We start from the raw sequence: 12238 nt of genomic DNA, 5'->3' as shown, positions 1-12238 counted from the left end.
AGGAGCCGGTTATGCAGGGCGCACTGGGTAGACAGAACCTGATGCATTTTCGTACGACCGTGAGGTACTACGGGGTGACCGTCGAAAAAACCATTAGCTTCGATCTCGGCGCTGCTCGTGTCCGACGCGGATCCTGGATTTATGAAGCCTTGGAATACCACCGGTCAAGATCGCAGTTGGTGCCCGGCCAGAAACGAGACCTTGGTCACATCTTCAACGTCCTAGGTCAGGCGTGTACAAATCCGCATACTCGACGTTATCTCGTATTGCCAGTGGGAGAAGTTGGAAGACGAGACGCGCGAGATTTGTTCGCTGGTATAGAGAATCTCCTCGAGTCGTCGTTGTTTGCACACCTATCCGAGACAACAAAGAAAAAGTCCTCGAGCCTAATCCGAACGTTCCTTGCCGAGAAGCTGCCAGAAGATTTATTCGCAGAGCGAATTTCCAGATGTGCCAGTTACTTCCAAACGCGATTTCGAGGAACTGGCGCTCCTCGAAAAACGTTGAGCGAGTCACCTCATCGTGGCGCAGATCCGGAAAACCCCGTCGATTATCCCCTCGGGGCGATTCCCCACCAAACCATCGCCGAACTCAGGAATCGGGAAGTCGCACGCATGACCCAAGATATTAATAAACTCGTGGAAAGTGTGACGGAGGAAATGCAGTATTGGCATTTAATTAGACAAAAAATGAACAGTGCGACGTTGATTCCTACTTCGTCGCTAGAAATGGCAGCGATGCGTGCGTTTCTTCTAGGCAGCGCAACATTTGCTGAAATGTCTAGAATCCAGAGCTTTGATCCGTCTCACGTTGCCTCGTGCATTATTCAACTCGTCAACGATGTGAGATTACCCAGGCGGCAGATTGTACAAACGAAACTTAGATTTGGAAACGTCAATGATTCGTTTTTAACTTATTTCGAAATTGAGCGTGATCGTTTGTGCGGCCTGCGTACACGGTACCTTTTCTTCTTGCCACGCTGTGCCCTTAATCGGGAATTGATCGCAGCGTTTTACGCGTTACTCATACATACGCGATGGAACGCCGATTCGCTTCGGGAATTAAGGCGGAGTGGGGTGAGCAAATGCGGCGACATATATACGTTACAAAGCTTTAAATCACGCAGCGATCGATATACGCCGGAAATCGATATTATTCCGGACAATAAGGCTGCATACATGGCGATAGAGCTTCTGTTGTGGAATTTCGAAAAACTGAAAGAATTCAAACATCTCTTTCCCGAGGAAGACAGATTATGGTTTGGTTGGGACAATAAAAATGAACAGATTATAACGCGCCCAATTTCAGACACAAAAACGCAGAAACTTATTTTGCTGGAAAAAATTGGTATGGATTGGTTTAGCGATGAGCAGATCCGCACACACATGCTCACGCTGGACAATTTCAAGTTGGCGTCAGGAATCGAAATGGTCCAGCTTGAGGCGGATCACGCGGATGTGAACATGACAGTTCATTATATTTCACAAATTGCTACGATTTTACACAATCAGGCAATTAATTTGGAATTTCAAAGACGATTCGATGCTAGCGTCAAATTTTCTCTATCGAAAGAACGGTCATATTTTGTTGGAAAATTTGATCAAAAAAAAGTGGACAAAAACCTGCTTTTCCCGATTGGAGACGGAACTGGCTGTCGAAATCCATTCGAACCAGTCGAACCGAGTTGGCTTATCGGTGGTGTCTGTGACGCCAAAAATTGCCATGCGGACCGAGGATGCGCCAACAATCGTATTGTAATTGGAAGAGCAAGGGTGAGAGAGGTATGGACAACATCCAATTATTATGCGAGGAATTGGAAACGTCTACTGAACGAAAATGCCGAAGCATTTGAAAAATGGCATGGGCCAGCAATGTTATTTAATCTTTTGCTCAAAACTTATATAAAAAAGAGCCTTTATTGGTTCGTTATTTCTCCACTCGTAAAGGATTTGGAGGTGGACGATGCCGGCGACAAAACCTCAGCGGCGCACCAAGTCGATAGATGAATCAATTAGACTTTCCGATCTAAATACAGAATTGGCGAGTGGTGAACTCCGAATTTCGGACAATGGCATCATTTTGTTCGAGTATAAATTTGAAATGACGGGAGAGAAAAAACGTAAGGAATTTGATCTCAGCGAAGTTATTCTCCCACCGAATGAGTTGTTTAGCGAACCTATGCCGCTAAGCAAGCGTAAAGATCTTGTGATAACGCTACTGTTTGCAGTCGATGCGTACTTGCGCAGATCGAAGCGCACGCACACCAAGCTCGATAAAGTAACGCAGGTAATCAAAGTTATATGCTTATTCTACGAAGCACTATGGATTAGAAATATCATTGCGACAGGAAGTATGTCGCGTCAACAATTTTCGGAGATAGCCAGCGAATATTCGGTCGGCGGTTGGCCAAGCGTACTTCGGATTTCAGCTCGCGCTGCACGGGAGAAAATCGGGCTGAGTGAATTGGCAAAAAAAGGCGCAAAAGCCAGTGTACTGAGGCGCCTCGGAACAAATTACACATTTGCTGGCTCTTACCTCCGCTCCAAGCTAGCCGCCGAGGGTTCCCCGGAAACGGGCGGCAAGATCGACGGAAGCATCTCAACCGAAGAATCCGAGCGTCCTCCCGACACGGAACGGTATACGGCCAGATCGATACGTCACAACCTCGCTATTGCAAATCTTCTTTTCGATGCAAAACAAGGATTCGGATTGGTGTTTTTGCCTTTCCCTAATCCGCACGAATTAGCTAACTTGCTCGGCAGGCCGTGCGACAGAACAAAAAATGTCTTGGTCAAAAGCGCGGGTCGAATTCTTAAAACGACAATGCTTTACCTTTATGAAATATTTCCTTTGTTGCGTCGATTGCTTGAGGAAATGATAGTCGCAGCAGAGGCGGCTTCCGCGTGCGGACGAAGGCAGCTTGGAGAATATATGTATGACGCTTTCCGGAGTTCTTCTATTCGAAAAGATTTAAATGAACTTTTACCCTATTCAATTGAATTCTTGGATACGGAACGTTCCCCCAGCGGGGAAATCGCGCACACCGTGAGAAGTGTGATACTCAATGTGATTGCGTCATGTTTTATTCTGATTTCTATCATGAATGCTCGACGCAAGTGCGAAATATCAGATAGCGACGTCGGACTATATTCGGGTTGCCTTGTGACTGTAAATGCCGATCTTGGCCTTTACCAGGTTCCCTTTTACATTGCAAAGACCTTTTGCAAACGAATTCCATTTTATGTGAACGCAACCACCGTTGACGCTATCAACGCCTTGGAGGCTTTCCAGTACATGTACGCACGTTTTGAGAGATGTGCGATTCATGAAAAGACATCTACGACAAACGGGAAAACATCTCTTTTTACTTATCGTCGCCTTAATGCTAGATACGGCATTGGAATCGCGTCTCAATTTGAGTTTGCGGAATATAAGGACAGCGCAGGCGTCCTGGGCGTATGTCATGAGGCGCTTGGTGATGGTAATGATTGGAGTGCGTCGCATATCGGACGCCGGATGTATGGAATTGTCTTCTTCTATAGATATGAAAATTCCGACTTAATCGCATTAAAATATCAATACGGACAGATCGATCTTGAAACGACACGTGCATATGTGACCGATCCATTATCTAGGCATGATATGGAGTCGATCTATTTCACAAGTCCTACTGAAGCTGAAGAGCACAAGCGCGCACGAATGCAGGAAATTGCTGATCTGGACAGGGAATTAGGAATCGTCGGTGACGAGAAACTGGCCGAGGAGATCTATGCGATTTTGGAAGGTAAGAGCTTTTCCGGAGGCTATGCGTTCTATGTGAAAAAAGTATATGCAAAATTTGCTCGGACGGCGAGTTTCTCTGGAACTCGTGGGGTGGACGCTGTTATTAGCGCCATGAAGCGCAAAGGGCATTTCCCGCGACCATTCCCACATGGTGAGTGTATGTTGGGAACCGCGTTGAATCAGCGAGCAGCGCGGTGCTATTCAGGAAAATCAAAACGGGTCGAGAGAGAGAAAGCAAGCGTCAAAATTTGTAGCGGATGTATTTATCATTTATCGAAAGCCGCTTATATAGAAAATTTGAAGGCGGACCGGGTCTTTTTGGTGAACAAATTGTCGGCAGGGAAAGATTGCACGCTCGAAAATGTGCGAAATGTTCGTGAACTCGAGGAGCTTGACGAAGCAATCGTACTTCTCCGATCACGTCTCGGGGTTTGAATATGACAGCCACCAAAGCGCGAATCGGTCGCAAGCCAGCTATAGCGTTTACGTCTGAGCAATTGGCATATTCAAATTTAGAAATTAAAGCTGAAATCGTGACTGCTTTGCTCGTTTATGGGGCGACTAGTGAGTTGCATCATCAGCTGTTGCATGACAAGCTGCATAGTACGGATAAAGTTTTTGCACCGACAACACTCCGGCAATTCCTAAGATGGGACGACGCAAGTTCAGCCTGCGGCTTGATCGGTCAGAGCGTGGTTGAAATACGTCGTACAGGAAATGGAACGCTCGACAGATACGCGGACGATCATGTGAAAATCGTTGGCCTTATCGCTCTGAGGCGCAGTATGCAAAGCGTCGCACGTGAACGTATATCTTAGCTATATCATCTTATCGTCGATTTCTAGCAGCTACGAGTCACAGCGACGTAGAGCGTGTGTGCAGAAATCTGGGATGTTACGAATTCCAAGAGTCGACGGATGATCTAATTAAACGCTATAGGGATTCGGAGTTACTGCGGGTGTTGTGCAATGAGCGCTCCAACAGGGATGAGTTTGCGGCTAAGCGAACGGTCAATGAAAAGTTGGTTTACATTTACTTGTTTCTTCAATGGTGGCAATCTCAGGGTAAGTCAAAATTTATGGGTACATGCAACTGCCCCGTGACATCGTCTCTTCCGGCCGTCGAATTAGTCCAAGATGCGCCGCGAGGACGGCGACGGGGGAATCTATACGAGAAATATCCTCTTCTCTATCGTCGCGTTGGGCAAACCTCGAAGCGACCGAGAGGATATACGGCGACGACCATTGATAGAAAATTTCTAGAAAATTACTTCATAACTAATTTTACAGAATACGTCGCGATAAGAAACATTTTAATAATGAGAATTGCCGATGAGCTTGGTTGGCGCCGCACATCGATAAATTCGCTTCGTTGCGAGCAATTTTCGGATGATCGACTTAGAGCAATGACCGAGCGGGGGCTAGCATGCGTACCAGGAAATCAGAAATTTGGTTATCGTGACAGTTTCTATATGCCAGAATCGTTGGTGACGAAAGTCTGTGCCTTTATAAACGATACTCGCCGAAATCTTATTAGGGAAATGGGTTGGCGAATACCTGAAACATCCGGACCGATTTTTCTTTCTGCTCGCGACGGGAACGCGTTGTCAGATAAGGCGATTTCCAAGATTTTTGGGATGGGCTTTGCTGCATCTGGTGCTCCAAAGCGAGCGGGAATCAAGAGCTTCAGAAATAAGTTTACGAATGATCAGATTGGCAAGGAAACGATAGCGAGACGAGATCTAGGGTTGGATACGAGCTCAGCGTCGATTGCCGCTGCTGTATCGATGGATCTGGGGCATCGCAGCGTTGAATCGATCAAGGCATATGTGGACGCAAACGTAACAAAGCTCACAAGCCGCAAGCGTGCCCCGTAATAACGCAGTAGTTCGATTTAATGACATTTGAGCGCCACTGACACGGTGTCGTGAAACTATTCTCATCTCCACGTACACCCTGCGGCGGACAACGGCCTCACTGATCTACCGGCGCACGAAGAATTTGTGGGTGGTTCAACTACTGCTCGGGCCTACAAAGCTTGAAAGCACTGTCCGCTATCTCGGCATCGAGGTCGACGATGCACTCGAGATGGCTGAACAAACTGAGATCTAAGTGCGGCGGCCGGCGAGCGGTCGCTTCCCGGCCGAGGCTGTGTAAAAACGCGAGTGATCGCCTAGACTGAATCAACCCGTTGGCGCGAGAGGTGAAGATGGGGCGATTTGTCGAAGGTGCGGACCGCAATCAGGTAACGCTGCTGCCGGAATGTCTTGATGACTTCATCGCAGAAGACAATCCGATCAGAATTGTCGATGCATTCGTAGAAGAGCTCGAACTGGCTTCCCTAGGGTTTGAAGGGGCCACGCCAGCAACCACGGGTCGCCCGTCATACCACCCCACGGTGTTGCTCAAGATCTACATCTACGGCTATCTCAATCGTGTTCAGTCGAGCCGGCGTCTGGAGCGAGAGTGCCAACGCAATGTCGAACTGATGTGGTTGACCGGCCGCCTCGCGCCGGACTTCAAGACAATTGCCGAGTTCAGGCGAAGCAACGGAGAAGGCATCCGCAACGTGTGTCGGCGTTTCGTGATGATATGCCGTGACCTGAAGCTCTTTACGCAAGCTGTCGTTGCTATCGACAGCAGCAAGTTCAAGGCGGTTAACAGCCGCGACCAGAACTTCACACCCAACAAGATCGAGAGGCGGCAGGAACAGATCGAACAAAGCATTCAGCGCTACCTGGATGCGCTGGAAACAGCAGATCGCACTCAACCACCCGAAGTTGAAGCGAAGACCGATCGGCTACGGGAAAAGATCCAGACGCTGCGTGAACAGATGCGCGATCTGGATCGCGCAGCAACGCTCTTAAACAATCTGCCGGAAAAGCAGGTCTCGCTAACCGATCCCGACTCACGCTCGATGATCTCGCAAGCCAAAGGCACAGGCGTGGTTGGCTACAACGTTCAGGTGGCTGTCGATAGCCGACATCATCTCATCGTGACGCACGAAGTCACGAACATTGGCAGCGACCGGGCGCAGTTAAGCCCGATGGCGAAGGCTGCGCGTGATGCCATGGGCAAGAAGAAGATCAAGGCACTGGCAGATCGCGGCTACTTCAGCGCACCGGAAATCAAGGCTTGTGATGACGTGGGCATCGCAGCACTTGTGCCCAAAACGCAAACCTCGAGTGCAAAGGCTGACGGGCGGTTCGACCGGGCAGACTTCATCTATATAGCCAAAGATGACCAGTACTTGTGTCCAGCGGGTCAACGAGCCATCTATCGATTCAGCTCGGTTGAGCGTAGTAACCAGATGACCCTGCGCACCTACTGGAGCAGCGCGTGCCCTCGATGTCCGATGAAGAGTCAGTGTACGCCAGCTGATTACCGGCGTATCCGCCGCTGGGAGCACGAAGCCGTGCTAGAGGCGATGCAGTACCGGCTGGATCGCCAGCTCGACGCAATGACGATACGACGCCGTACGGTCGAGCACGTGTTCGGCACAATCAAGCACTGGATGGGTTCGACACACTTCCAGATGCGCGGACTTGGCCACGTCGCAACCGAAATGAGCCTGCATGTACTGACATACAACTTCAAGCGCATCATCAGGATTCTGGGATTCGCCAAAGCGATGCGCGCGATGAAGCTGGCAGGCGCGTGATCTCGCGCGCCGTTCCTGCTAACTCGGTCAGTAACGATTAGGCACGGCAAGCCGTCTGCATTCAGGCGGGCGCGCAAATGTGCTCTCGCGATGCTCTATCGACTAACCCGAGCGTTTTTACACAACCTCGGCCATGAACAGACAATCGATTGGGAATACCGGATGACAGAAGAACCTCGTAGAACGGTCACTGAAACCACCGCGTACATAGCTTCGCCGGACAACGGCCGGACGTGACCAACGCCCCACGAGCCGACATTTCGCTGGGTCGCAACTTCGACACTCGGCTGTCGGCTTCGCGCCGGTTACCGGTCGCTCGCGCACAGCTCTTCACACCGCGCTGGCGCGTCAAGCCTCTCCCCTACGAAGCGGTCCAGTTCTAGAGGGTGCCAGCACGAGGCTTCAAATTCGGTCTGAGAAATAACGGTAGCCGAGCCACGCCGTCAGTGCGATGGACGCCACCCAAATGAGGGCAATGGCGAGGGCAGCCATACGGCTTACCGGGCGTTGCACTGCTAATGATGCGGCCGCGCGGTGCTCAGCCAGAATCGATGTGGGGATCAATTTCACGACCGCCCAGATGCCTAACGGCACGAGAATCACGTCGTCCAGATATCCAAGCACCGGAATGAAGTCTGGTATGAGATCGATGGGTGAAAGGGCATATCCTGCAACGCAGAGTGCGAGCGCCTTCGCGTACCAGGGCACGCGAGGGTCCCGGGCCGCGAGATAGAGCGCGTGCGCATCACGCTTGATCGAGCGTGCCCAGTCTTTGAGCTTGTCGAGCATCTTGCTCCTTCGCATCTGTTCGCCTGAGCTACCGGCGACAAGTACAAGTATTTCCTTGGGAGTAATCGGCCATGACGTGACCTTCCTCGGATGCGGCGTTCAGACATTCACATGACAGTTCCACAACCGCAAGCGGTCAAACGTGCCGGACGATATCACTCACTAGAGCGTCCGCCGTTCCTCCCCTCCGGACCCATTCCGTCACCCACTCTCGGACGGCCCCCATCCCGCTCATCGTTCGGGTCGATGCCCTTCGTCAGTAGCGCATCCATCTTTTCAATCTGGAGATGCGCACCTTCGATCGAGTCAGTCGGAAACGTCCCACAGCTATAGCGCCGCTCCTTACCAGCCCACTTCCCCTCTGTGTGCGGAGAGACATAAGAAATAGACATCCGCGCAGTTGTTCGCCCGTCCGTCAGGACTCGCCGCTCAAACTCGAGACCGAACTTGTCGAGAAGGCGAGTATCTTTCTGTTCGGCTAACCAATTGTAAATATCCGAGTTGGAATAGATAGTCGTTCCGCGTTTTCGCTCTGCCATAAATCAAGATCTCCTCGTTACACAAAAAGCTCCCGATTGATAGCAAGTCATCAGGAATCCCCTCCACCCTTTTCGCAGTTGGGTGGAGAGGAATTATCCTATCGATTTACAGATTTGCAACTTAAGTGCAACTCTATCGTGCGCGCATCTTCTATGCATACCGCATCCATTGCTGCATGAAAACTCATCCCGTGAATGGCTGCTTCACCCGAAACGCGTCACCGGGGTCACAAGACGGTGATCGGCAGCAAAGGGGCGCCAAATGAAGATCGCGGTGTCCGGAAGTGGTCTATCAACTATGACCGGAGTCGAAATCATCCATTTATCCAGTATCGGCCAAACCAATCCTGACGACTCTGCGCCTCGGCTTAGGTGTATGAGAGCTTTAAAGCGCGTCGCGAAGCCTTCCAGGTGCGCCCAGCTTCTACGGCGAGTTTCTCGAGGCCTGCAGCGTGTCGAGGATATCGGGCAAGTAGCCACACGATGACCTCGCTGTTAGCTGTCCATGTGCGAGCGACAGTGCCGCCGAGTGTGAGGTAAGAGAGATTGTCGTTATGGTTTGGTGCGAGAATACTTGCGCGTGCATAGAGCGTGCGCAGTGACCGCTCAATGCCTGACAGAGCGACAGCACGAGCTTCGTGAGCCCGATAAACTCTCGCTCCAGCAACTCGCAAACTTTTTTGGCGTCGCAGCCAATAGCGCTCGTGCGAATTCCGCGGTGTAGTTGTTTCCAGCCAGCATCTCGTGCGCAACTTCAATCTTCAATCTGCCGGCCCGGCGACATTGAACGTATGGCGGCAATCGCCATTGCCGGCATTTCGTGACCTGAGAGAAGCGTGGCAGCCTCGAAAGACAGGACAGTCAATTGGTTATCGACGCTTTTGTCCTCGCGGAGATTCGCAACAGCATGCGCCTCATTACCGACCATACCCGATGTATGCTCCGCGAGCAGACGTGGCATCGTTGTGATGCCCTGTTCCGCGAGCACACGGACAAACTCTTCGTCTGACAGCAATGCACGTAACAGGTCGACAAACTCCTTATGTCTCACCGCCGTCGCGTTCATTTTCTTGACGTGTTTGCGCATTCGACACCGTTCAGCTATCAGAACCGCGTAGTGTCCGTCAGCAGAGTGGTCCGGCGGCGCATTCTTCGCGGCGGTCCGCCTGTGCGCTCGTGCCGCCGGAGGCATATCCTTTGGGCGTGACCGCTTTAAGGCGACAGTGCGGCCCATCACTGCACCTGTACAGCAGATGCAAGGCTGCCAACATCGATGATTGGAACCGTGTCGGAGAGTGCGAGCAGCATCCTCAGGTCGCGATACCGGAAGTGTTCAAAAAATGACTTTCCGTTTCTGTATATGACCGTGTAGACACCAGGTTTAAGGCTTCCGCGAGGAAAGATATGGAAGTCGATCAGTTCTTTTCCCGAGCGCTCGATGCGACCATAAACAAGGAAGTCGATTGCAAAGCGGTCAGGCCAGCGCGCGACCCAGTAGGGCAGTTTGCCGTGTATCAGCCATGTGCTCCTCGCGACAAGCTGCACCCTGAGCGTCTTGTCAATGCACAGGGTCCCCGTGTGCTTCGCATATTCGGCATGATGTCCCCGGCGACGAATCTCCTCGAGCAGCAAATCCGCCAGCAGATGTTCTGTCTTGTGCTCTACGTTCCGGTTCTCTGACCGCTCCGGATCCAGATTCGGCGGGTAGCCGATCTCCTTGTATGCGTCGTACAGGCTCCCGAACTCGTGCATGACCTGTTCGACGGACGGAGCACTGCGATAGTGATGCAGGAGTTTCTGATTAAGGCGTCCTTGCTTCGCCACGACCATTTGCAGCCCTTCGATGATGTCTTCACGTGTCGGCCGCGCGTGCCAGTTCCGCATTTTTTTTGGGGCCTTCTCGAACACGCCTTTGTCAACGAGCGGTAAATACGCGCCTGGTATGCGTATCCAGTCCGAGCTTGGTAAGCGCTTCCAGCCCGAATCGAGCTTCGATGATGTCCTGCTATAAACATTGGTGCCGATGTATGTCTCGTTGCGGAGGATGTCGAGGATGACCTGTCCACACCAGGGACGGCCACCGCGATTGACGATTCCGAAATCATTCAGGCGCGGGGCAATGGATGCTCCGCTTACATCCTTCCGCGTGTACCACTCGAAGATTTTTCGGACTAACGCGGCCTCATGCGCAGGTCCGGGCGTCAGGACAATACGATCAGTCTGGACGCTCTTGTACTCATGAAGCGCAAGTGTTTGTTTTACACCGTCCTTGTTAACCAGTAACCGTTGCATACCATACGGAGCCGGTCCGCCACCGTGAAATCCGCGCTGAACGTTCACGCAGATACCCAGAAATACCTTGCGTGACATATCACGACTGAGCTCGCCGGCCATCGCCCTTTTGAGTGTCTTCATGATGCATGCGACCGGACTTCCATCGTTCTCGAACGGCTCCGCGACATAGACCACTTTTACGCCGGCACGTCGGCATGTGTATTCATAAAAAGCACTCTCATCGACGTCCTGAAAACGTCCCCATCGGGACACATCGAAGACCAGCAGGACGGAGAATCTGCGCGCCGGGTTAATGACGTCGACGAGCAGCTTTGTGAGTGCCGGGCGATCTTTGAGCGTGAGGCCACTGATGCCCACGTCTTCATAAGTCTCGACGATGCGGAGGTGATTTCCGGAGGCATACTCCGCTATCACGTCGCGCTGGAAAGTTAGCGAGTATTCCTGCATGTCTGTTGACATTCGAAGATACTGGGCAGCGCGAACAGGAGGGGACGGCTTGTGTGTGCGATTAACGCTGGCGGAGGAAGCCATGTCTGGCCGGAACGTCGGTCCCGTTGATAGCAGGTCAATTACCTAGTAATACTTCGCGGCGTCATAATGTCAAGATTGTGGGCATTCCAATGGCGAACAAGCCAGATGTCTACCGCATCGCCGGCGTCACTCTTGTTTGGGGTGCCGCAAGACCTTTACTACAATTCTGTTGTGATTCCCTCCAGTTTTCCATCGTGTTCGCGAACCGACCACTGAACCTTGACCTGCCCGCGTGCACGGAACTGCTCACGTTTCTTGTCGTCTCGCATTTGCTCGCAAGGTCAATGACCGGAGAATGGCTGTCGCCAGAGCACGTCGTCGAATCAACTCACATGTGGCTTAGTGCGAACGGCGCCAATACGGACTGGCTGCAGAGGGTCATGCTTTCCAGCCGCGCACTCGATGTTGCAAAGCAGGTTGCACGAGCCTCGCCATCGATGGCTGATATCAAATCTGTGTCTTCGATGCTGTGCGAGAACTTGCGGCTGGACTTCCGTTCACCTGCGGCCAGGTCTCTGTACGGCGTCTGCCTGAATTACCTTGCGGGCAGGATGTCGTTCACCTGGCTTTAAATGAGCCACATCTCCGTGCGCCTGTGGCTGCGCCATTGCCAGTTACCACCGGCCCCAGTAGCCGAAGCG

9 protein-coding genes and 2 pseudogenes are annotated in these 12238 nt (G+C 51.7%); 7 read left to right on the top strand and 4 right to left on the bottom strand.

Going from position 1 to position 12238, the window contains the following annotated elements:
- Positions 1–11 precede the first annotated feature (11 nt).
- The 6 genes and pseudogenes from KZJ38_RS21590 (at position 12) to KZJ38_RS21570 (ending at position 7443) form a co-directional block, all read left to right on the top strand.
- A complete protein-coding gene (locus tag KZJ38_RS21590) occupies positions 12–2006 on the top strand; it encodes a hypothetical protein (protein ID WP_219798158.1) in 1995 nt (664 codons plus the stop codon).
- Positions 1963–4218, top strand: coding sequence for a hypothetical protein (locus tag KZJ38_RS21585; protein WP_219798157.1), 2256 nt, complete (start codon positions 1963–1965; stop codon positions 4216–4218). The genes KZJ38_RS21590 and KZJ38_RS21585 overlap by 44 nt, the downstream gene beginning before the upstream one ends.
- A 2-nt stretch (positions 4219–4220) precedes the next feature.
- On the top strand, positions 4221–4601 hold the full coding sequence (locus tag KZJ38_RS21580; RefSeq protein WP_219798156.1) for a hypothetical protein: 381 nt from the start codon (positions 4221–4223) through the stop codon (positions 4599–4601).
- A gap of 500 nt (positions 4602–5101) precedes the next feature.
- A complete protein-coding gene (locus tag KZJ38_RS21575; RefSeq protein WP_219798155.1) occupies positions 5102–5659 on the top strand; it encodes a hypothetical protein in 558 nt (185 codons plus the stop codon).
- Positions 5660–5729: 70 nt separating this feature from the next.
- A pseudogene (locus KZJ38_RS36685) lies at positions 5730–5894 on the top strand (integrase); the annotation flags it as partial.
- 97 nt (positions 5895–5991) lie between these two features.
- Positions 5992–7443: an IS1182 family transposase gene (locus KZJ38_RS21570; RefSeq protein WP_219798154.1), complete on the top strand. Its 1452-nt coding sequence runs from the start codon at positions 5992–5994 to the stop codon at positions 7441–7443.
- A 402-nt stretch (positions 7444–7845) separates the two neighbouring features.
- On the opposite strand, the pseudogene KZJ38_RS21565 reads toward KZJ38_RS21570, so the two are convergent.
- The 4 genes and pseudogenes from KZJ38_RS21565 to KZJ38_RS21555 form a co-directional block, all read right to left on the bottom strand.
- Positions 7846–8205 (bottom strand): annotated as a pseudogene (locus tag KZJ38_RS21565) (YkvA family protein); the annotation flags it as partial.
- A 182-nt stretch (positions 8206–8387) separates the two neighbouring features.
- Positions 8388–8771, bottom strand: a complete 384-nt coding sequence (locus tag KZJ38_RS37195; protein WP_425518271.1) for an integrase arm-type DNA-binding domain-containing protein — start codon at positions 8769–8771, stop codon at positions 8388–8390.
- A 754-nt stretch (positions 8772–9525) separates the two neighbouring features.
- Positions 9526–9858: a hypothetical protein gene (locus tag KZJ38_RS21560; protein ID WP_219798152.1), complete on the bottom strand. Its 333-nt coding sequence runs from the start codon at positions 9856–9858 to the stop codon at positions 9526–9528.
- Between the two features lie 146 nt (positions 9859–10004).
- Positions 10005–11525: a recombinase family protein gene (locus KZJ38_RS21555; protein ID WP_219798151.1), complete on the bottom strand. Its 1521-nt coding sequence runs from the start codon at positions 11523–11525 to the stop codon at positions 10005–10007.
- Positions 11526–11686: 161 nt separating this feature from the next.
- Here KZJ38_RS21555 and KZJ38_RS21550 point away from each other — a divergent pair, with 161 nt between their 5' ends.
- Positions 11687–12169: a hypothetical protein gene (locus tag KZJ38_RS21550; protein ID WP_219798150.1), complete on the top strand. Its 483-nt coding sequence runs from the start codon at positions 11687–11689 to the stop codon at positions 12167–12169.
- Positions 12170–12238: the final 69 nt, after the last annotated feature.

This window comes from Paraburkholderia edwinii, from assembly GCF_019428685.1.
Lineage (GTDB): Bacteria > Pseudomonadota > Gammaproteobacteria > Burkholderiales > Burkholderiaceae > Paraburkholderia > Paraburkholderia edwinii.
The sequence above is the reverse complement of the archived record's forward strand: the minus strand, read 5'-3'. Positions and strand labels throughout refer to the sequence as shown.

Coding starts and splice junctions, on each gene's coding strand:
- KZJ38_RS21590 (WP_219798158.1), top strand. CDS start 12: ATGCAGGGCGCACTGGGTAGACAGAACCTGATGCATTTTCGTACGACC.
- KZJ38_RS21570 (WP_219798154.1), top strand. CDS start 5,992: ATGGGGCGATTTGTCGAAGGTGCGGACCGCAATCAGGTAACGCTGCTG.
- KZJ38_RS21550 (WP_219798150.1), top strand. CDS start 11,687: ATGGCGAACAAGCCAGATGTCTACCGCATCGCCGGCGTCACTCTTGTT.
- KZJ38_RS37195 (WP_425518271.1), bottom strand. CDS start 8,771: ATGGCAGAGCGAAAACGCGGAACGACTATCTATTCCAACTCGGATATT.
- KZJ38_RS21575 (WP_219798155.1), top strand. CDS start 5,102: ATGAGAATTGCCGATGAGCTTGGTTGGCGCCGCACATCGATAAATTCG.
- KZJ38_RS21580 (WP_219798156.1), top strand. CDS start 4,221: ATGACAGCCACCAAAGCGCGAATCGGTCGCAAGCCAGCTATAGCGTTT.
- KZJ38_RS21560 (WP_219798152.1), bottom strand. CDS start 9,858: ATGCGCAAACACGTCAAGAAAATGAACGCGACGGCGGTGAGACATAAG.
- KZJ38_RS21585 (WP_219798157.1), top strand. CDS start 1,963: ATGCCGGCGACAAAACCTCAGCGGCGCACCAAGTCGATAGATGAATCA.
- KZJ38_RS21555 (WP_219798151.1), bottom strand. CDS start 11,525: ATGTCAACAGACATGCAGGAATACTCGCTAACTTTCCAGCGCGACGTG.